Source organism: Kitasatospora sp. NPDC018058 (genome assembly GCF_044327205.1).
In the GTDB taxonomy this organism is placed as follows: Bacteria; Actinomycetota; Actinomycetes; order Streptomycetales; family Streptomycetaceae; genus Kitasatospora.
Genome location: NZ_JBIRFA010000003.1, coordinates 366,057 through 386,196, shown reverse-complemented (window position 1 = coordinate 386,196; position 20,140 = coordinate 366,057). Strand labels below are relative to the sequence as shown.

At 73.6% G+C, this 20,140-nt stretch carries 18 protein-coding genes and 1 pseudogene; 8 read left to right on the top strand and 11 right to left on the bottom strand.

The annotated features are described in order from the left end of the window. Positions 1–198 precede the first annotated feature (198 nt). The gene (locus ACH4E7_RS06650) at positions 199–651 is read left to right on the top strand and encodes a MarR family winged helix-turn-helix transcriptional regulator (RefSeq protein ID WP_396247879.1); all 453 of its coding nucleotides are present in this window, start codon (positions 199–201) and stop codon (positions 649–651) included. 79 nt (positions 652–730) lie between these two features. Here ACH4E7_RS06650 and ACH4E7_RS06645 read toward each other — a convergent pair whose 3' ends face one another. From ACH4E7_RS06645 to ACH4E7_RS06625, 5 genes are all read right to left on the bottom strand, one after another. Continuing rightward, positions 731–1,306 carry a GTP-binding protein gene (locus ACH4E7_RS06645; RefSeq protein WP_396247878.1) on the bottom strand — a complete coding sequence of 192 codons (576 nt, stop codon included), beginning with the start codon at positions 1,304–1,306 and terminating at the stop codon, positions 731–733. A gap of 53 nt (positions 1,307–1,359) precedes the next feature. Next, positions 1,360–1,743 carry a DUF742 domain-containing protein gene (locus tag ACH4E7_RS06640; RefSeq protein WP_355670498.1) on the bottom strand — a complete coding sequence of 128 codons (384 nt, stop codon included), beginning with the start codon at positions 1,741–1,743 and terminating at the stop codon, positions 1,360–1,362. Next, positions 1,740–2,171, bottom strand: coding sequence for a roadblock/LC7 domain-containing protein (locus ACH4E7_RS06635; RefSeq protein WP_355670497.1), 432 nt, complete (start codon positions 2,169–2,171; stop codon positions 1,740–1,742). Before ACH4E7_RS06635 ends, ACH4E7_RS06640 begins: the two co-directional genes overlap by 4 nt. After that, on the bottom strand, positions 2,171–4,339 hold the full coding sequence (locus ACH4E7_RS06630; RefSeq protein ID WP_396247877.1) for an ATP-binding protein: 2,169 nt from the start codon (positions 4,337–4,339) through the stop codon (positions 2,171–2,173). Before ACH4E7_RS06630 ends, ACH4E7_RS06635 begins: the two co-directional genes overlap by 1 nt. A gap of 498 nt (positions 4,340–4,837) precedes the next feature. After that, a complete protein-coding gene (locus ACH4E7_RS06625; protein WP_396247875.1) occupies positions 4,838–6,112 on the bottom strand; it encodes an acyl-CoA dehydrogenase family protein in 1,275 nt (424 codons plus the stop codon). Between the two features lie 427 nt (positions 6,113–6,539). Between ACH4E7_RS06625 and ACH4E7_RS06620 the strand changes: the two genes are divergently transcribed. The 3 genes from ACH4E7_RS06620 (at position 6,540) to ACH4E7_RS06610 (ending at position 11,982) form a co-directional block, all read left to right on the top strand. Beyond that, positions 6,540–7,616, top strand: a complete 1,077-nt coding sequence (locus ACH4E7_RS06620) for a GAF domain-containing protein (RefSeq protein WP_355670495.1) — start codon at positions 6,540–6,542, stop codon at positions 7,614–7,616. Positions 7,617–7,864: 248 nt separating this feature from the next. Further along, the gene (locus tag ACH4E7_RS06615) at positions 7,865–9,451 is read left to right on the top strand and encodes a lipase maturation factor family protein (RefSeq protein ID WP_396247902.1); all 1,587 of its coding nucleotides are present in this window, start codon (positions 7,865–7,867) and stop codon (positions 9,449–9,451) included. 203 nt (positions 9,452–9,654) lie between these two features. Further along, on the top strand, positions 9,655–11,982 hold the full coding sequence (locus tag ACH4E7_RS06610; RefSeq protein WP_396247874.1) for a hypothetical protein: 2,328 nt from the start codon (positions 9,655–9,657) through the stop codon (positions 11,980–11,982). Positions 11,983–12,065: 83 nt separating this feature from the next. Here the strand turns inward: ACH4E7_RS06610 and ACH4E7_RS06605 are convergent, their stop codons facing one another. From ACH4E7_RS06605 to ACH4E7_RS06590, 4 genes are all read right to left on the bottom strand, one after another. Beyond that, positions 12,066–13,106, bottom strand: coding sequence for a transglycosylase SLT domain-containing protein (locus tag ACH4E7_RS06605; protein ID WP_396247873.1), 1,041 nt, complete (start codon positions 13,104–13,106; stop codon positions 12,066–12,068). Between the two features lie 49 nt (positions 13,107–13,155). After that, positions 13,156–13,962, bottom strand: coding sequence for a helical backbone metal receptor (locus ACH4E7_RS06600; protein ID WP_396247872.1), 807 nt, complete (start codon positions 13,960–13,962; stop codon positions 13,156–13,158). Positions 13,963–14,085: 123 nt separating this feature from the next. Continuing rightward, positions 14,086–14,241 (bottom strand): hypothetical protein, encoded by a 156-nt coding sequence (locus ACH4E7_RS06595; protein WP_396247871.1) that lies wholly within the window; start codon positions 14,239–14,241, stop codon positions 14,086–14,088. Between the two features lie 220 nt (positions 14,242–14,461). Continuing rightward, positions 14,462–15,025 carry a sigma-70 family RNA polymerase sigma factor gene (locus ACH4E7_RS06590; protein ID WP_396247870.1) on the bottom strand — a complete coding sequence of 188 codons (564 nt, stop codon included), beginning with the start codon at positions 15,023–15,025 and terminating at the stop codon, positions 14,462–14,464. A gap of 58 nt (positions 15,026–15,083) precedes the next feature. Between ACH4E7_RS06590 and ACH4E7_RS06585 the strand changes: the two genes are divergently transcribed. Beyond that, positions 15,084–15,350, top strand: a complete 267-nt coding sequence (locus tag ACH4E7_RS06585) for a zf-HC2 domain-containing protein (RefSeq protein WP_396247869.1) — start codon at positions 15,084–15,086, stop codon at positions 15,348–15,350. A gap of 330 nt (positions 15,351–15,680) precedes the next feature. Here the strand turns inward: ACH4E7_RS06585 and ACH4E7_RS06580 are convergent, their stop codons facing one another. After that, positions 15,681–16,583 carry a hypothetical protein gene (locus ACH4E7_RS06580; RefSeq protein ID WP_396247868.1) on the bottom strand — a complete coding sequence of 301 codons (903 nt, stop codon included), beginning with the start codon at positions 16,581–16,583 and terminating at the stop codon, positions 15,681–15,683. 102 nt (positions 16,584–16,685) lie between these two features. On the opposite strand from ACH4E7_RS06580, the pseudogene ACH4E7_RS06575 reads away from it, so the two are divergent. After that, positions 16,686–17,023 (top strand): annotated as a pseudogene (locus ACH4E7_RS06575) (cytochrome P450); the annotation flags it as partial. Between the two features lie 23 nt (positions 17,024–17,046). On the opposite strand, the gene ACH4E7_RS06570 reads toward ACH4E7_RS06575, so the two are convergent. Further along, a complete protein-coding gene (locus ACH4E7_RS06570) occupies positions 17,047–17,739 on the bottom strand; it encodes an N-acyl homoserine lactonase family protein (RefSeq protein WP_396247867.1) in 693 nt (230 codons plus the stop codon). Positions 17,740–17,972: 233 nt separating this feature from the next. Here ACH4E7_RS06570 and ACH4E7_RS06565 point away from each other — a divergent pair, with 233 nt between their 5' ends. Then, on the top strand, positions 17,973–19,412 hold the full coding sequence (locus ACH4E7_RS06565) for a CoA transferase (RefSeq protein WP_396247865.1): 1,440 nt from the start codon (positions 17,973–17,975) through the stop codon (positions 19,410–19,412). A gap of 52 nt (positions 19,413–19,464) precedes the next feature. Then, positions 19,465–20,103 carry a DUF6461 domain-containing protein gene (locus ACH4E7_RS06560; RefSeq protein WP_396247864.1) on the top strand — a complete coding sequence of 213 codons (639 nt, stop codon included), beginning with the start codon at positions 19,465–19,467 and terminating at the stop codon, positions 20,101–20,103. The last annotated feature ends 37 nt before the right edge of the window (positions 20,104–20,140 follow it).

Sequence of the window (20,140 nt, the reverse complement as noted above, 5' to 3'; positions counted from 1 at the left end):
CTGTCCGCTGCCTAATCAGACGGGCTTGGACCCTCTACCGCTGGGATACCCGGCCTCGAAGCCCCCGCATCCGATGACCTACTGGCGGACGCCCTAAGTCCAAGTAATTGCAGAGACAGATAATCCGCGCCAACTGGCATACTTGTCAGAGGGGAGACGCAACGGGACGTACGGGCGAACGTGAAGGGAAGGCGAGCCATGGGGATCCGCGATGACGCCGCCGAGGTCCGGGCCAGCGGCTGGCGCACGCTCGCCGCACTTCACGGGCTGATCGACACCGCGCTGGAGAAGGCGCTCCAGGCCGAGCACCAGCTCTCGGTGGTCGAGTACACCGTGCTGGAGGCCCTCTCCCGGCAGGACGGCTGGCACATGCGGATGCAGCAGCTGGCCGGCGCGGCGGCGCTCAGCAGCAGTGCGACCACCCGTCTGGTGACCCGCCTGGAGGACCGGGGCCTGCTCAGTCGCTACCTCTGCGCGGACGACCGCCGGGGCATCTACACCGAGCTGACACCGGAGGGTCGCACCCTGCTGGAGGCGGCCCGCCCGGTGCACGACGCCACTCTGGAGGCGACCTTGGCCCAGGCCGCCGACGCCCCCGAACTGGCCCCGCTGGTCGACGCGCTCACCGAACTCACCCCGACCAAGGCCTGACCGGAGGACCGGGAGCAGCCGGAGGACCAGGAACAGTCGGAGGACCGGGAGCAGCCGGAGCAGCGGGAAGCGCCGGGCGTCACCGCCGCCCGGCCGCCAGCGCGTCCCGGTGCACCCGGTCGAGCAGGGCGAGCAGCAGCTCCTTGCTGGACGCCCGCTCCCGGACGTCGCACAGCACCACCGGCACCTCCGGCCCGAGGTCCAGGGCCCGGCGGACGTCCTCCGGGCTGGCCTCGCGGCGGCCGTGGAAGCAGTTGACCCCGATCGCGAACGGGATGCCCCGCTGTTCGAAGAAGTCCACGGCGGCGAAGCTGGATTCGAGCCGCCGGGTGTCCGCGAGGACGATCGCCCCGAGGGCGCCGAGCGCGAGGTCGTCCCACATGAACCAGAACCGGAACTGCCCCGGCGTGCCGAAGAGGTAGAGCACCAGGTCCTCGCGGACGGTGATCCGCCCGAAGTCCATCGCCACCGTGGTGGTCGACTTGTCCTGGACGCCTTCGAGGCTGTCGATCCCGATGCTGGCGCGGGTCATCCGCTCCTCGGTCTGCAGCGGTTCGATCTCGCTGACCGAGCCGACCATGGTGGTCTTCCCGACGCCGAAGCCGCCGGCGACGAGGATCTTGACCGCGCCCGGCACCAGGCTCTGGGTCGTCAATTCGGGTCTCCTGGATGGGAACGGGGTGGTGCGGTGAGGGGCGGGCCCGCCGGTCAGAGCCGGCGGACGCCCTCGATCACGGCCTGGATCAGCGAGATGTCCGGCGCCTCGGCGAGCTGGACCGGGGCCCGGGTGAGGATCAGCCGGGCCTCCGCCAGGTCGTCCAGCAGCACCTTGACCACGCTCACCGGCAGGTCCATGGTGGCCGCGATCTCGGCCACGGCCAGCGGGCGTTCGCGGCACATGTCGAGGATCGCGGCCGGTTCCGGTGCCAACCGGCTGGTGTCGGTGCGCGGGTCGGCGGTGACCACCAGGGTGATCAGCGCGAAGCCGTCACGGACCGGGCCGGTGCGCCCGTTGGTGATCGCGTAGGGGCGGACCAGGTGGCCGGCGTCCTTGTCGTAGAACCAGCCCTCGTCGGCGTCGGCGGTGGTCACGCACCGCCACCCGCGCCGACCTGGCCCGCGTCGCTGCGCGGCGCCGCGGTGAGGTACTGGCCGACCTGCTTGACCAGCATGTTGATCTCGTACGCCATCAGCCCGGCGTCCACCTGCTCGCTGGTGAGGACGGCGAGCCGGGCGCCCTGGCCGGCGGTGGTGACGAACAGGAACAGCTGGTCCATCTCGACCACGGTCTGCCGCACCCGCCCGCCGTTGAAGCGGTGCCCGGCGCCGCGGGCGAGGCTCTGCAGGCCGGAGGCGACGGCGGACAGGTGCTCGGCGTCGGCCCGGTCGAGGCCCTGGGACATGCCGACCAGCAGGCCGTCCTCGGAGAGGACGATGGCGTGCCGGGTCTCGGGTACCCGCGCCACCAGCTGGTCCAGCAGCCAGTTGAGGTCGCGCTGGGTGTCGGTGTGCTGCGTCATCACTGCTGTTCCTTGGCTTCCTGAACGGCGGAGGCTTCCGCAGGGGCTTCCTGAGGGGCGGAAGGGGCGGCCGGGTTGGGGGCAATGGCGGGTGCGTCCGGTTCGGTACCGGCCGCGCGGGCGCTCCGGGTGCCGCGCTGGATGGCGGCCATGGTGGCGCGCGAGCGCGCCGGTGAGGCGTCGGCGGCATCACGGCCGTCGAACCGGGGGCCGCTCGGGGCGGCGTGCGCCCCGGACGGCCGGGACGGCGACGTCGAGGACGCCGGCGACACCGGCGGCATCATCGCGCCGGGAGCGTGGGCCTCGCGGAGCTGCTCGGCGAGGCTGGCGTTGCGGACCCGCTGCGGCAGGACCCGCGGGGTGCGCAGTTCGCCGTCCGGGCCGTGCTCCACGTGGTCCTCCCGCGGGCGTTCGTGGGTGGGAGCCGAGCGATCGGCGGGGACCCCGTCGAAGGCGGCCGCCGGGTCCGCGAACGGTGCGTCCGGAAGACCGGAGGCGCCGGATGCGTGGCCGGAAGCGCCGGAAACCTGGCCGGGAGCGCCGGAGACAGGGCCGGAACCGATGCCGGCGGCGAGGTCCGCCGCGAGCCCGGCGGCGAGCTCCGGGGGATCCGTCGGAAGGTCGTACGGCCGGGGCAGTGCGGGCCGGGGCACGACCACCGCACCGGGCAGCCCGGGGATCTCGGCGCCCACCGGCAGCCCACCGTTGGACGGGGCGGCGCCGTCCTCCCCGTCCTGCCGTCCGAGCAGCTCACCGATGATCACACCACCGTCCGGCTCCCCGGGGTCCGCAGCCACGAGCCCTTCGGGAGCAGGCGGAGCAGACGGAACAGCCGGAGCTGAAGGAGCGGACGAAGCGGACGGACCATCGGTCGGAGCCGCAGACCCCCCGCCCAGCAGCCCGCTCAGTACCCCGGCCAGCGCACCCGACAGCTCCTCGTCGACCTCCCCGAGGTCGCCGTCCGCCGTCGGCTGCTGCTCCGGCACCGGCGTGCGGGTGACCCGTGCACCGGAGGGCAGTCCGGGCACCGCGGCCGGCTGCTCGGCCTGTTCCAGCAGCACCGAGGGCACCAGCACCACGGCCCGGGTGCCGCCGTAGGGCGAGGGCCGCAGGGTGACCTGGATGTCATGCCGGGCGGCCAGCCGCGCGACCACGAACAGGCCGAGCCGCAGGTCGTCGCCGAGCGCGGAGACGTCCAGCTCGGGCGGGTTGGCCAGGTACTCGTTGAGCCGCTCGTACTCGTCCTCGGTCATGCCGAGGCCGCGGTCCTCGACCTCGACCGCCAGGCCCTTGGGGACCTCCTGCGCGGAGACCTGCACCTGGGTGTACGGCGGGGAGAAGGTGGTGCCGTTCTCGATCAGCTCGGCGATCAGGTGGATCACGTCGGCGACGGCCTGCCCGCTGAGCGAGGCCCGGGGCACGCCCTGGACGACCACGCGGGCGTAGTTCTCGGTCTCGGAGACGGCGCTGCGCAGCACGTTGACCACGGGCACGGCGTTGCGCCAGCGCCGGGCGGGCAGCGCGCCGCCGAGGATGACCAGGTTCTCGGCGTTGCGCCGCATCCGGGTGGCCAGGTGGTCGACCGCGAACAGTTCGCGCAGCAGCTCGGGTTCCTCGTGCTCGCGCTCCAGGGCGTCGAGCATGCTGATCTGCCGGTGGATCAGGATCTGGGTGCGGCGGGCGATGTTGAGGAAGACCTTCTTCGTCCCCTCCCGGCCCTGGGCCTGGTGGACGATGGCCGCGACGGCGGCCTGCCGGACGGCGGCCAGGCCGTCCGAGGTCTGCTGGACCTCGTCGCCGATCCGCCGGGAGGGCGCCCAGGTGGGCGGGGTGGGGACGGTCTCCCCGGCGCGCAGCCGCCCGACCACCTCGGGGATCTCCTGCTGGGCGAGCGCGAGGGTGTCGGTCCGCAGGCCGGCCAGCCGGGCGGACAGCGTCCGGGCGGCCCGGACGCCGCGGATCAGGCTGAACAGCAGCACCACGGCGACGACGGCGGTGCCGGCCACCAGCGCGGTGCGGTGTTCGGTGTCGCGCAGCAGGTAGGCGGCGTAGCCCCAGGCGGCGGCGAGGCCCAGGCTGGGGACCAGCACGAGGGCGAGGAGCGAGCTGCGGAGGGAGCCGGACCGGCCGGCGCGGTGGCCCGTGCGGGGGGCCGATATGCCTGGCATCTGATTCCTTGGTGCAGGGCCGAGTTGCAGGCCGGGTCGCGGGTCCGAACGGCGGGGTCGGCCCGTGCGGACCGGACGGGCTTCAGGGCGCCGAGGCCGGGGTTGCCGGACGGAGTGACGGGGTGTCACCGTCCGGGCGGAGTGCAGCCACGGCCGCCGACGGCAGGAAACCTATCAGTCCCAGGTGCCCTCATCGCAACATCAACTGGCGATATGTGAACGGATGATGGCCGCGCCGCCCGCTCCCGGTGGATGCGTTCGTCGACGGAACGCCGCAGTTCAGTGCGGCAACGGCGAAGTGGGAACGGCTCTTCGGGGGACCGGGCGTGCCTCCCGAAGAGCCGTCAGGAACAGGTCAAACAGTCGTCGCGCTGAAGGTTCGCCGCCGTTCGGGCGGCGGTTTCCGGTGGTCTCCAGTGCCCGACGGCGGCCCCCAGCACCGGTTCCGAACCGGACAACCACTCAGCTCGGCCCGGCCCGGCTTCGACTCGGTCCGGCTCAGCTCGCCATGGAGATCGGCACCACCCGACCGCCGCGCGGGCGCGGTGCCTTCGCCTCGGCCTCCAGCTGGTTGAGCTCCGTCCACGCCCAGCTCGCCAGGTCGGCCAGCTCGGCCGACCACTGCTTGCCGTACGTGCCCGAAGCCACTTGGCCCAGCCGCAGCTTCTGCACGTCCGAGGTGCCGGCCGGGGCGTAGATGTGGGTGGCGTCCCGCAGGTAGCGGATGATGTTGTGCTCCTCCTGGGTGCCGCGCGCGGCGAAGATCTCCATCGCCTGGCGCGCCGAATCCATGGCGTACTCGGTGTTGACGAGCTTGGCGTTCATCAGCTCGGCGTCGCAGGCCTTGCCGAGGTCGAGCAGGTGCGAGGCGTGGTAGGCGGCCAACTTGGCCGTCATCAGCCGGGACTGCATCTCGCCCAGCTTCAGCGCGACGCTGTTCAACTGGTTGAGCGGCTTGCCGTACAGCACCCGCTCCTCGGCGTAGCGCACGGTGTCCTCGACGACGGCGACGTGGATGCCGAGCGCGACGGCGCCCAGGTTCAGCCGGCCGTACAGGGTGGAGGAGGAGTAGGCGACGTCGAGGCCCTGGCCCTCCCGGCCCAGCCGGTTGCCCGCCGGGATGCGGCAGTCCTCGAAGACCAGCTCACCGAAGCTGAAGCCGTGCAGCCCGCCCTGGGTGCCGATCGCCCCTGCGCGGAAGCCGGGTCGGTCGCTCTCGACCAGGAAGGCGGACAGGCCCTTGGTGCCGGTGCCGGTGCGGAGGACCACGCCGTGGACGTCGCCGATGTGCGAGTTGCCGACGAACACCTTGCGGCCGTTGAGCACGTACTCGTCGCCCTCGCGGCGGGCGGTGCCGGACATGCCGAGCACGTGGCCGCCGGACTCCGGCTCGGTGACCGCGATGGTCGGCAGCAACTCCCCGGACGCGAACTTCGGTAGCCACTTGCGCCGTTGGGCGTTCGAGCCGAAGTGGATGACCTTGGCGACGCCGAGCTGGGAGGCCTGTGTCATCGCGCCCATCGCACCGCTGACCCGGGCCAGCTCCTCCACGATGATGGTCTTGGCGAGGTGTCCCAGCCCGAGGCCGCCGAACTCGCGCGGGATGGTGACGCCTATCCAGCCGCGGCGGGCGATCTCGCGGGAGATCCCGAACTCGACCTCCCGGTCGGCCTCCATTCTGGCCACTTCGGGGCGCACCTCCTTCTCCGCGAACTCACGGACCTCCGTCCGGAGACTCTCGTGGCGCTCGTCGGTGAAGTAGTCCATCGCCATGCTCTGGTCCTCTCGTCGCGTGGGTGTCGTGCCTCCGTTCGTGCCGTCGATTCCGCTCCGACCGCTCCCCCGTGGATTTCGGGTGGGGGTGTGGAGGTGTGGCGGGGCCGATCGCGTTCTCACAACCGGGCCAATGCGGACCCCCGGGGCGGGTTGTCCCAGAGGGCGGGAACTACCGTCCGTGTCTTCGGCAGGGCTCATTGTCATATGCACACCCGGGCTCCACAGGTAGTTGATCTTGGATTGGCGGAATCCGGCTCATCTTTTTATCGAGTGGTTTGGTGTGGCGCCGGGAGGGAAGTGATCTTCATCCGCTCCGCCGATCCGCCGTGGGGCCGCTCACATGCTGCTTTGACTGTTCATCAGCAGGGGTGGCGAACGATCCCGATAGCACCGCGGCGCCCCGATGTCTGATTACATGTGCGCCATGACTGATGTGATGAGCACTCAAGGCCAGTTCCCGGGTGCTGCCGGGGAGTCCGAACGGACCCGCAGGCTGCGCAGCCTGGGACTCAACGAACCCTCCGCGGACGAGGCCTTCGACCGCTTCGCCCACCTGGCAGCCAGCATCACCCGCGCTCCCATCGCGATGGTCAACTTCATCAACGACGAGCGCCAGATGTTCCGGGGGCTCTACATTCCGCCAAACTCGTCCGACGTCGCGTCCGACGAAGGCGCCTCCTGGGCGGATCGGGGCATCGCCTTCGACCTCCCCACCCGTCAGATGCCGTTGAGTCACGGCTTCTGCCCGCACGTCGTCGCCCAGCGCTCGCCCCTCGCACTGGACGACATCCTCGCCTACCCCCGGTTCGCCGGAAACCCGGTCGTGGACGAGCTCGGCGTCCGGGCCTACCTCGGCGCCCCCCTCGTCGACGACACCAACACCGTCATCGGCACCGTCTGCGTCCTCGACCGGGAACCCCGGCAGTGGGGCCGCGAGCGACTGCGCGACATCCAGCACCTCGCCGAGGCGCTGCTCTCCGAGATCCGGCTGCGCGACAACCTGCTCGCCCAGCAGCAGGAGATGTTCGCCGCCTTCGACGGTTCCCCGTTCCCGATCATGCTGACCGACGGCCCCGGCCAGGAGATCCGCTACGCCAACGCCCAGCACGCCGACACCTTCGGTGCCCCGGTGGCGTACGGGTCGATCGGCACGGCCTACCCGCAGCTCGGCGCGGCCGGCCTCCAGCAGGCCGTCACGGAGGCGTACCACACCGGCCGCGCCACCGTCCTCAACGACGTCCGGGTCCAGTCCGGCCGCCCCGAGGCGCAGCGCATCCAGCAGATCTTCAGCTTCACCTGCACCCCGCTGCGCGGCGTGCGCACCGGCCAGGTCAACGGCGTCCTCACCGTCGGCATGGACGTCACCGCGCAGTCCCGCACCGAGGAGGAACTCGGCACGCTGGCCGCGCTGCTGGTCGACCGGCTCCAGCAGAACGGCGCCGCCACCGCGACCGGCCGCCCCGGCCTCGCCGGCGGGTCCGGACTCGTCCTGCCGAGCTGAGCCGCCGACCCGCCGCCCGCGCGCGGCACCGCGGCCGCCGGCTCCATCGTCCGTACCGTCCACCACCGTGGCGGGGCGCCTCTCACCCCCGAGGAGAGGCTCCCCGCCACGGTGCTGTGCGGGGGCATCGCGCAGCGGCGTACGGGCGCGCACCCCACCCCTCCGTCCCGGGCCGAGCGGGTGAACCGCCCGCCGCCCGCGCCCCGGCCGGGCCCGGCCGGGGGCCGTCGATGGTAGGCATGGGCCGCATGGACTGGTTCGCCGCCCCCGACTACTGGCTGAGCCGGCTGCTCGTCCAACGCCTGCTCGCCGGCCTCTACCTGATCGGATTCCTCGCCGCCGTCGCGCAGTTCCGCGCCCTCATCGGCGCCGACGGCATGCTGCCGGTGCCCCGCTTCACCGCTCGCGTCCCGTTCCGCCAAGCGCCCAGCCTCTTCCACCTCCACTACAGCGACCGCTTCTTCGCCGCCGTCGCCTGGGGCGGCGCCGCCCTGGCCGCCGCCGTCGCCGCCGGGCTCGGCGACGCCGTCCCGCTCTGGGCCTCCGTCCTGTTCTGGGCGGTGCTCTGGGTCCTCTACCTCTCCATCGTCAACGTCGGCCAGACCTGGTATTCCTTCGGCTGGGAGTCCCTGCTGCTCGAAGCGGGCTTCCTCGCCGCCTTCCTCGGCAACGCCGACACCGCGCCGCCGACCCTCGTCCTGTGGCTGATGCGCTGGCTGGCCTTCCGGGTCGAGTTCGGCGCCGGACTGATCAAACTGCGCGGCGACACCTGCTGGCGCGACCTGACCTGCCTGCGCTACCACCACGAGACCCAGCCGATGCCCGGACCGCTCAGCTGGTTCTTCCACCACCTGCCCGACCCGCTGCACCGGGTCGAGGTCGCCGCCAACCACGTCGTCCAGCTCGTCGTCCCGGTCTGTCTGCTGCTCCCGCAGCCGTTCGCGAGCTACGCGGCCTGCGCCGTGGTCGCCACCCAGCTGTGGCTGGTCGCCTCCGGCAACTTCGCCTGGCTCAACTGGCTGACCATCGCCCTCGCCCTCGCCGCGGTCGAACCGGCCCGCCTCGGCCTGCCCGTCCACGCCCGCCGCTACCCCGGCACCCCCGTCTGGTACGAGGTGCTGGTGATCGCGCTGACCGTCGCCGTCCTGGTGCTCAGCTACTGGCCGGTGACCAACATGGTCTCCCGCCGCCAGGTGATGAACCGCTCCTTCAACCGGATCCACCTCGTCAACACCTACGGTGCCTTCGGCAGCGTCAACCGGCTGCGCCAGGAGGTCGTGGTCGAGGGCACCGAGGACGCCGTGCTCACCCCGCACACCGTCTGGCGTGAGTACGGCTTCAAGGGCAAACCCGGCGACGTGCGCCGCCTCCCGCGCCAGTACGCCCCCTACCACCTGCGGCTGGACTGGCTGATGTGGTTCGCCGGCATCTCACCCGCCTACGCCCGCCCCTGGTTCCTGCCCTTCGTCGCCCGTCTGCTGGCCGGCGACCGGGCGACCCTGAGGCTGCTGCGCCACAACCCCTTCCCCGACGCCCCGCCGACCCACGTCCGGGCGACCCTCTATCTCTACCGGTTCACCGGATGGCGCGAGCTACGGGAAACCGGAGCGTGGTGGCACCGCATCGCGCTGCACGAGTACCTCGCGCCGGTCGACCGACACGCCCTCGGCCGGGCCGGGTACCATCCGCCGCTCGGCCGACCGGCCCGCGGCGTCCGCAAGGTCCCGCTGGACGGGCTCCGGCGGCGCCGACCGCCCCGGACGGAGCACCCCGGCCACCGGCCCGGCCACCCGTCCGGACCAGGGGCGGAGCACCCGGGTGGCCGTCCCGAGTAGCGGCCAGGCGGGCGGTATGGCATGCGACACCGGCCCGTCCGGCGGTGGGTGCGTGCAAGGCTCGAACGGGCACCCGTATTCTGGGCCTCCACAACCGGCGGCCCGACCGCGCGCCCCGGCCCCGCCCCAGGGGCATCCGCGCACCCGGTCCGTCGCCCCCCTCGCCGCCAGCCCCGCCGTCGACGCCCAGAACCGGACCACACATGACAGTGCTTCACTCGCGCAACGCCGACGCAGCCGACCCGGCGGACGTCGCCGGCGCCGCAGACGTCAAGGACCCCCAGGACGCCGCCGCGGAGCCCGACCTCCGCGAGGACCTCGGCCGCTACGCGGAACTCGGGGCCTTCACCCTCAGCGCCGACACCCACGCCTGGTACGCGGCCGTCGACACCGTCGCCACCCCCGATGACGCCCGCGGCGCCTCCACCGTCCTGGCCGAGCTGCGCGGCCGCGACCTCCAGCAGACCTGGGAAGCCGTCACCGCGCTGGCCGCCGAGGTCAAGCTCGACGAGCCCGACAGCGTCGCCAAGACCGCGCTGCTGGTCGAGCTGCTCCAGCGGGTCCACCGCACCTCCGCCGTCCTCACCTCGGCCGCCTACGACGTCGACCTCACCGCCCTCGCAGCCGCCACCGCCGACAGCAACTGGCGCCGAGAGAACGGCGTCAAGCTCTCCTGGCTGCGCGGCCGCTCGCTGCGCAAGCAGGCCGCCGCCCTGGCCACCGACCGCCGGGTCCGCCGTGAGGACCTGCACGAGGCCCTCACCTCCGCCGAGATCGAGCGCCGCGCCTGGGCCGCCCTCGCCCCTGCGGGCACCCTCCCGAGAGTGCCCGCCGACGGCTCCCTGGTCGACCGCACCGCCCAGGCCTTCGAGGCCATCAACACCGGCCTGCGCGACCTCACCCGCCTGCTGCCCGACCACGACCTGGACGGGCTCGCCTTCGCGGACCTGGTCGACCTGGTCGAGCGCCTCGCCGCCGACGAGGGCACCCTCTACCGCCTGCCCACCGTCCGCAGCCTGCGCGCCACCCTGGAAGAGGCCGGCCTCGGCGACCTGCTCGCCGAGCTCACCGCCGCCAAGGCCGACCGCCGTGCGGCCGAGGCCGCGTACGCGGCGCGGCAGGCGCTGGCGGGCGGGCAGCGGGACGGGCTGGCGGATTCGGGCGAGCTGGTTGCCGAGGAGCAGCGCGTCGAGGAGCCGGACGTCGAGGAGTCGGACGTCGACGCCGAGGCTGCTGCGCGTCAGGCGCTGGCCGGTGGACAGCGGGACGGGCTCGCCGAGGAGGCGCCGGTCTCGGTGACCGCTCCGGTTCAGGCCGAGGTTGTCGCGGCCGAGGTTCCGGCCGAGGCCGACACTGAGGTTGTCGAGGCGGCTTCGGACTCGGACCCGGACTCCGTCGAGGTCGAGTCGGCTGCGGCGGAGGAGGTGACGGAGGAGGAGGCCCCGGCGGCCGTGGTGTCCCTTCCGGCGCCGTCCCCGGCCGCGGACGACCTGGTGGCCGCCGCGACTGCGGCCCTGGCCGAGGCAGAGCAGGCGGAGGAGCCTGCCGCTGAGGTTGCGGCCGTTGAGGAGGCGCCGGAGGAGGCCGCCGAGACCGTGGCCGAGGCGGTTGAGCCCGAGGCTGCTGTCGAGGTTCCCGCCGTTGAGGTTGAGGAGTCGGCCGAGGCTTTGATCGCCGAGCCTGAGGCGGTCGAGGTGGAGGAATCGGCCGCTGAGGTCGAGGTTGCCGTCGAGGCCCCCACCGTCGAGGTCGAGGACGCTGCTGACGAGGTTGAGGAGCCCGTCGAGGCTTCGATCGTCGAGGCCGAGGCCGAGGCCGTTGTCGTCGAGCTCGAAGAGGCGGCAGCCGTTGAGGTCGAGGCTGCTGTCGAGGTTCCCGCCGTTGAGGTTGAGGAGCCGGCGGCCGAGGTTGAGGAGTCGGCCGAGGCTTTGATCGCCGAGCCTGAGGCGGTCGAGGTGGAGGAATCGGCCGCTGAGGTCGAGGTTGCCGTCGAGGCCCCCACCGTCGAGGTCGAGGACGCTGCTGACGAGGTTGAGGAGCCCGTCGAGGCTTCGATCGTCGAGGCCGAGGCCGTTGTCGTCGAGCTCGAAGAGGCGGCAGCCGTTGAGCCGGTGGCCGAGGTCGAGACTGTCGAGGAGTCGGCCGTCGAGCTCGTTGCTGAGCCCGAGCCCGAGGCCGTTGAGGTGGAGGAGCCGACGGCTGAGGTCGAGGTTGCCGTCGAGGCTGAGGAGCCTGTCGCCGAGCCCGAGGCTGTCGAGGAAGCCCCGGCCGTCGAGCCCGAGCCCGCAGCCGCCGAGCCCGCTGAGGCCCCCGTCGGCCGTCCCGAGAAGCCGGACTTCACCCCCGGCCGCCCCGTGACCGCCTACTCGGCCGACGAGTTGCTCGCCGTCGTCCGGTGGATCGACGGCGACGGTACCGAGCGGAGCGACGAGGAGCTGCTCCGGGCCGCCATGAAGGAGTTGGGCTTCGCCCGCCTCGGTCCCCGCATCAAGGAGGCGCTGGGCGCCGCCGTCTCCGCCGCGCGCGGCTGACGCCTCAGCACCCGACAGCAGGGCCCGGGACGCCCCAAAGCGTCCCGGGCCCTGTGCCGTATCCGTATCCGTATCCGCAGCCGTCAGCCGGCCTTGTTCCACGGCTGGCTGGACATCAGTGCCTTCACGTTGGCCACGTACTTCGGGTTCGGGATGTCCAGACTGCCGACGACCTCGCCCGTGGTCGGGTCGGTGACGGTGTTGTAGTGCACGTTGCCCGCGCCCGCGTTGTACGCCGAGACCACCACATCGAGCAGCGGCGTCTTGCCGGTGGCCGGGTCGGGGGAGAGGTCGTACTTGCCGCCGAAGGAGGAGTCGCCGTAGTAGGCGACCAGCCAGTCGAGCAGCTGGGTGCCGAGCTGGACGTTGCCGGTCAGGGTCTTGGGGTCGGAGGTGGTGCCGAACTTGCCGTTCATCCAGCTGACGGTGTTCGGCATGACCTGCATGGTGCCGATCCCGCCGTCGCAGGCGAGGATGCCGGACTGCCAGCCGCTCTCCTGCCAGGCGATGGCCTTGACCAGGTTGACCGGCAGCGGCGGGAGCTTGTCGGTGCCGCCCGAGCTGAGGGTGAGCACCCGGGACTGGCCGGCCGCCGCCGTGAGCGCGGTGCCGACGGCCTCCTTGGGCTCGTCCGGCTGGGGCTTGCTGGGCTGGCAGCCGCTCTGCAACGGCGGCACGTGCGGGGCCGGCGGTGCGGGCGGCGGCGGGAGCGCGACCGCGCCGGGCTTGGCGGTCGGCACCGGGGCGGCGATGACGGGCTTGGCGACCGGCGGCTGGGTGGCGGGCGCGGCGGCCGCGTTGCCGGTGGCTGCCTTGGCGTTGCCCGCCGGGCTGCTCGGTGCGGCCTTCGCCGTCTTGCCCGTGCCGGCACTGGCAGCGGCGCTCGGGCCGCGCGAGGCGCCGGGGCCGGCCGACGCCGAGTCGGTCGGCGCCGGGGTGGCGCTCGCGGACGGGCTCGCGCTCGGCGTCTCGCTCGACGAGGCGGTGGCCGCCGCGGGCGTACCGCTTGCGGCCGCGTTCTGATGGTCGTCGGCCTGCTTGGTGCCGCAACCCGCCAGGAAGGCGGTGGAGACGGCCGCGGTGGACACCATGATCAGTGTCCGCCGGGTGGTGCTCAGCTTCATGCGTGGTCCCCCCACTTGTCGCCGGTGATCCCGGCGAGTGGCGGTCATCCTACGGTGTGCCCAACGAGCCTTGTACGAACGGGTGCTCGATCGCTTGGCGCAGCACGGTCGGAGCGGTCGCCAGGGAGGGGCCGTACCAGGTGAGGTGCCGTCCGCTGACCAGGGCGGCCGGGACGTCCGGGAACGCCTCCGGGCCGTCCTCGGCGGTGAAGCGGTACGGCTCGTCCGGCAGTACCACCAACTCGGGTCGGCTCGCCAGGAGTTCGGGCAGCGGAACGGCCGGGTAGCGCTCGGGGTGGTCGGCGTGGACCAGCCGCAGGCCGAGGCGGTGCAGCAGGTCCCCGGCGAAGGTGTCGCGGCCCAGCACCATCCACGGGCGGCGCCAGATCGGCACCACGGCCCGTGGGCCGTCCGCCGCCGGCCGCACGTCGTGCCAGGCCGCTTCGGCCTCGTCCAGCCAGGCCGGGCGGGGCAGTCGGCAGGCGGCGGTGAGCAGTTGGTCCAGCGAGCGGAACGCGTCGTCCAGGGTGCGGATGTCGGTGACCCAGACCGGCACCCCGGCGGCCCGCAGCGCATCCAGGTCGGGGCGCCGGTTCTCCTCGTCGTTGGCGAGGACGAGGTCCGGTTCGAGCGCGAGGATGCCCGGCACGTCAGGGTTCTTGGTGCCGCCGATCCGGGTGACGGTCAGGTCGGCGGGGTGGCTGCACCAGTCGGTCGCGCCGACCAGCAGGCCGGGTGCGGTGGCGGCGACCGCCTCGGTGAGCGACGGCACCAGTGAGACCACCCGTCGCGGCGGGTGCGGCCCGAGCCGTACGGGCAGGTCGAGGTCGTCGCGCAGCACGGTGGGTTCGGCCATCCGGCCACCCTATGCGCCGGGCCACCGGGCGGGGCCGGCCGGCGGTCCGGACATCGCCGGGAACCCGCCGTGGGTGCCGCCCGACTACCTGGTCCGGGTCCGCAGTTCGGGCCCGCAGCACGATCACCGACCAGGAGTTGTCATGCGTCCTCGCGTTGTCATGTCGAGCATGGCGACGAACGAGAGCAGCCCGGCGGCGACGACCAGGCTCCAGCGGTCGACGGGTTGTGCCTGGTCGTCGGTCAGCGAGGCTGCGGTCGCCCGGTGTTGCGCCGCCATGAGATCCTCCGTTTCCCCGTAGCCGTTCCGGGCGCCGCCTCGGCGGCGGGGTTCGGTACAGCAGTCGGGGGCGCGGCGGCTCCGGTACCGAACACCTGGGGGAATTTTTCGAGGGGCGGCTTTCAGGTGACAGATGGCAGATGACGGCTGACAGATGTCGAAATCTGTCAGCCGTCATCTGTTATTTGTTATCTGTTATCCGTCGTCCGTTGGCCGCCGCTCAGCAGGCCGCCGCGAGCTCCCCGGTCTCGGCCGCCCGCAGTCGCGCCATCAGTTCCTCCCGCGCCCGGGCGACCCGGGAGCGTACGGTGCCGACCGGGCAGCCAGCGACCGCCGCCGCCTCCGCGTAGCTCAGACCGATCACCTGGGTCAGCACGAAGGCCTCCCGTCGCTGCGCGGGCACCCGGTCGAGCAGGTCCCCGAGGGCGATCCCGTCCTCGAATCCGGCCGTCGGGGTGCCGCTCTGCCGTTCCACCGCCTCCTGCCAGTCCGGCAGTGCCGCGCAGCGCGGCCGGGCGGCGGCCATCCGGTACCGGTCGATCACCGTGCGCCGGGCGATGGACAGCAACCAGGTGCGGGCCGAGGAACGTCCGGCGAAGGCGGGCAGGCCGCGCAGCGCGCGCAGGAAGGTTTCCTGGGCGAGGTCGTCGGCGGACTGGACGTCCGTCAGGTGGGCGACGAAGCGCCACACGTCCCGCTGGGTCGCGCGGACGAAGGCCTCGACGTCGGCCGCCCGGCCCGAGCGGGCGGTCAGCGCGAGCATGGTGAGCTGGTCGTCATCCACGACGGCCCCCCGTCCGGCCCGCCGTCCCGGTGCGGCAGTCGTGCGGGACGATGGTCACATGAGATGCGCGCAGTTCCGTACCGCTCTGTCCGCCCGGCTCGACGGTGAACCGAGCGGCCTGCCGGGCACCCGGCTGGACAAGCACCTCGCGCGCTGCACCGGCTGTCGGGAGTGGCTGGATCGGGCCGAACGGCTGCGCGGCCGGGTGCAGGCGGCCGCCGCCGACGGGCCGTCGGCGGAGTGGTCGGCCCGGCTGCTGACCCGGCTGAGGGCGGACGGTCCGGTCGGTGAGGCTCCGGAGGGGCCGCAGGCCGCGGAGCGGTAGGACGGTGGCGTCGGCCGGAGCCGGGGTGCCGTCGTAGTCAGGCATGGGAAGGTCCCGAGGGGAAGGCTGGGAACGGTGCCGCGCGGAGCGGCACCGAAGGAGTCCGTGGGCAGCCGCGCGGCACACCGCACTTCCTGTGGGAGGCGTCGGCGAACGCGGGCCCGAGCCCGGTCGGTACGGCGCACGGCGTACGGCGGCGCAGTGGCCCAGGGCGCTACGGCAGTGGGCACAGCGGCGACGGCGACGGCGGCGGTACGACGGGGCGACCTGCCCGTCGCGGAGGTCCCAGCGCGGACCGAGTTCGGCCGGGGGAGCGGTGCGGCGGGCGCGTCAGCAGGCGAGGGCGAACGTCGGCGGCCCGCGCCGGACGACGGCATGCGTGAGCGGCACCGACCGGGGCCGCCGGGCCGGTCGGTCGGCGGGCCGGGGCGGCGTCGGCGGCCGGTACCCGAACGGGCGCGCGAACAGCACCAGCAGCGGGAGCAGCAGCGCCCCCGCGACCACGCTCCCGAACGCGCCGAGCAGTTCGAAGAGCCGCACCAACGCCACGTCACCACGCCAGAGCAGCAGCGCACAGGCCAGCGCCGCCAGGATGTGGGCGACGGCCATCCCCGGCGACATGCCGTGGGACATCGCGTGCGCCATCCCGTCGGACATGCCGTGCGACATCCCGTCCGGCATCCCCGAGGACATCGGGTGCCGCATCCCCGGGGCCATGCCCGGCATCCCCGTCATCCCGGACAGCCCCATGTCCATGGCCATCCCGTCGGTCGACCCCGCCGCCACCCCGTGGTGCATCCCCGCCATCGGGCGCAGGCTGCCGGGGGTCGGCGGGACGTCCGGGTCGATGCCCGCCATCCGCGCCAGTTCGACGGGGGAGAGCCCGCCCGGTGCCCGGTCCGGGTTACAGAGCAGCAGGGCGGCCCAGTCCGTGGTGGCGAGCCGGCCGAGACCGCCGCCCGCACGGCCGAGCGACCCGGCCTGTTCGAACAGCAGGTGCAGTACGCTCTGCGCCGCGACCATCCAGGCGCTGATCACGCCGAGCCCGCGCCGCCTCCCGGCCAGCAGCCAGGTCAGCCCGAGGATCGACCCGAACGCGCCGAGCAGCACCGGCGGCGAGACCCCGGCCCCGGCCATGGCGACGTGCGCCGTGGCGGCCATCGCCACGCACAGCGCGGCGAAGACCGCGGCGCGCAGCAGGCGGATCCGGTCGGTCATCACGATGGCACTCATCGTCGCACCCGGCCCGCCCGGCCCGGACCGCACCCTCCGGTATTGGCCGGTTCCGCCCCGTGAGACCATGCCCGGCCGCCGACCAGCTGTCGCCCGCATGGCCGCCGCACCGTCGCCGTCGACCACGAGCTGGGCGGCCCCGGCGGAACGCTGCTGCGGGCGGGGAGAAGGTCGCGCTGCACGACGGCTCGGCGAACCGGGACGAGGCGCTCTTCCCCGACCCGGACACCTTCGACATCACCCGCAGCCCCAACCCCCACCTCGGCTTCGGCGGCGGCGGTCCGCACTACTGCCTGGGTGCCCACCTGGCCCGGCAGGGGACGGCGGCGCTGCCGCGCGAGCTGTACACCCGGCTGCCCGACGTCGGGTCGATTGGGGAGCCGGAGTTCGTCCCGTCCAGCTTCGACCACCGGGTCCGCTCGCTGCGGTTCGCCTTCTGAGCCCCGGCTGATCCGTCGACCCGTCAGACGAGCTCCCAGACCGCCTGGTCGTGTGCGAAGAGCACCCGGCGCGGCCCGTGCTCCGCCACCCGGTCCAGCCAGCCGCGGTACCCGGGCAGCGGCGCCGCCACCCCTTCGCGCGCGGCCTGCCGGGCGAGCACCGCCTGCCCGTACTCGGTGGCGAAGTCGTACGCCTGCCCGGCCAGCAGGACGGTGCAGTCGCCCAGCCGCTCGACCAGCAGGGACTGGTGGCCGTCGGTGTGTCCGGGGGTGGGCAGCACCCGGACGCCGGGCCAGACCTCGGCCTCGCCGTCGAGCTCGCGGTAGACGGCGTGGGGGAAGTCGACCAGTGCGTCGATGGTGTAGTCGCCGCGCCGGGCGGTCGCCAGCTCCTTCGCCTGGACCAGGACCGGTGTCCCGGCGAGCAGCGGGTTGCCGCCGCAGTGGTCGAAGTGCAGGTGGCAGTTGACCACCAGGTCGATGTCCGAGACCGAGACGCCGGCCGTGGCGAGCGCCTCCGGCAGCGGGCGGCGGACCGGACGGTAGTGCGCCTCGGTCTCCGGCGAGCCGGCGCCGATCCCGGTGTCGAACAGCAGCAGCCCCTCCGGGCCCCGGACCAGGTACGCCAGCACCGGCTCCACCCGCGGCTCGGGGCCGCCCACCTCGGAGGCCGGCCGGACGAAGTAGCCCAGGTCGAGACGGCGGATCGTGTACATTCGTCCCCCCTTGTCACTCGGCCCCCGTGCGTACGGCCGAACCGGCCGCCGTTTCGCACCCTACCCGCGGACCGCCGGCCGACCGCCGGTCCTTCACCGCTTCCCCATCGGACCCGGGCTGACCTGCGCGATTCCCGGCGGACCGGAGGGCGGACCGCCCGGGCTGAGAGCGTCGTCGGCGCTGGTGGCGGGCGTCACGGCGGGTGCCGGGGAAGCGGAGCACAATGCCGGACATGACTGATCGTCCGATGCCGCCCGAGGGCGAGCCCGCCGACCGTCCGACCGCCCACCGTCGGACCGCCGACCGTCCGACCACCGACCGTCCGACCGCCGACGCCTGGGCCGCCCTCGGCGGACCGGCCGAACTCCTGGACCGGGTGGGCTTCCACGGCCCGCAGGACGTCCTGCCCTCCGGTCTGCCGGTGCGCCGGTTCGCCCGCGCCACCGTGGCCGCCTGCTCGCTGGCCGCCGCCGAGCTGGCCGCCCACCGCGCCGGCGGCGCCGTCCCCGCCGTCCGGGTGGACGAGGGGGCCGTCGCCACCGCCTTCGTCAGCGAGCGGCACCTGACCGTCGACGGCCGTACGCCCGTCAGCTTCGCCCCGCACTCCGGCTTCTGGCGCACCGCCGACGGCTGGGTCCGCACCCACGCCAACTATCCGCACCACCGCGCCCGGCTGCTCGCCGCCCTCGACCTCGCGCCCGACGCCGGGCCCGAGCAGCTGGCCGAGGCGCTCGGCAAGCTACCGGCCGAGCAGATCCAGGAGCGCGCGTACCCGGCTGGGGCGCTCGCCGTGGCGGTCGCGCCGGTGAGCGCGGCCGTGCACCCCCTGGCGGAGCGCCGGGAGATCGGGGCCGCGCCCGTCCGTCCGCTCGGTGCGGCCCCGGTGGACCGGCCCGCCGCCGGGGTCCGGGTCCTCGACCTCACCCGGGTGATCGCCGGACCGGTCGCCACCCGCACCCTGGCCCTTCTCGGCGCCGACGTGCTGCGGATCGACTCGCCCCGGCTGCCCGAGGCGGAGGACGCCCACGCCGACACCGGCTTCGGCAAGCGCTCCGCCCGCCTCGACCTCGCCGACCCCGCCGACCGCGTCATCTTCGAGGGCCTGCTCGACACCGCCGACGTCGTGGTCACCGGCTACCGCCCCGGCGCCCTGGACGCCCACGGCCTCGCCCCCGACGCCCTGTTCACCCGCCGCCCCGACCTGATCGTCGCCCAGCTCTGCGCCTGGGGCTGGACCGGTCCCTGGGCCGGACGCCGTGGCTTCGACAGCCTGGTCCAGGTCGGCGTCGGCATCGCCGCCCACGAGGCGGCCCCCGACGGCCGCCCCGGTGTCCTGCCCGCCCAGGCCCTCGACCACGGCACCGGCTACCTGGTCGCCGCCGCCGTCCTGCGCGCCCTCACCGACCAGCGCACCGACCGCCCCGGCGGCCGCCACCTGCGCTTCTCGCTGGCCGGAACCGCCTCCTGGCTGCTGCACGGCATCCCGCCCGAGGAGCCGGTCGATCCGCGCGAGAGCGCCGAGCCGTACGACCCGGCGAGCTGGCTCACCGAGACCGACTCGGCGTACGGGCGGCTGCGGCACGCCCTGCCGCCCATCGGCTATGAGGGCGCGCCCACCGACTGGGCTCGCCCGCCGGGGCGTTGGGGGACGGACGTGCCGGTCTGGCTCTGAGCGGCCAGGGGTGCGGCGGGCGGTGTCAGCGGGGTCTGGCAGCATCCTGCGCATGACTGCCGCACACGCCACCGACTACACCTGGTTCGAGAAGCGCTACCCGGTCCTGGGCGAGGCCTACTGCCTCACCCAGGTCCAGGGAGTCGGTGCCGACGAACTGCTGCGCCGCTTCAAGGCCCTGACCGGCCGGGAAGTCACCGGGCTGGCCGCGGTGCTCGCCGCCTGGGAGACCTTCGACGACGGGGAGGACGAGGAGGCCGAGGAGCTGTTCGACCTGAACGAGGACCGGATCCTCGTCGCCGTCACCGAGTTCGACGGTTGGGCCCTGGCGGTCGAGCCGTACGGCTACCTCGGCAGCCTGTACGAGGTCGTCCCCCGGCTCGGCGAGGGCACCCGGCTGGTCTCGCGCTTCCGGAACGTCAACGCGGCGGACGACTTCCACTGGTGGGAGCACGGCACCTGCCGGCTGCACTTCGAGCCGCTCTTCGCCGACCAGCGGGACGGCACGGACGCCGAGGCCCCGAGCACCGTGGAGCTGCTGACGGCCTGCGGTTTCCAGCTGGACGGGGAGCGCCACGAGCTGCACACCGAGGCGGCGTTCGCGCTCGCCGAGCGGCTGACCGACGTCCGACTCAGCCCGGAACGACTGGAGGCCGCCACCTTCCGGCTCGGCTACGCGCCCCGGCCCTGAGCACGAGGCGGTAGCGCGGCGCCGAGATCGGTGGCGG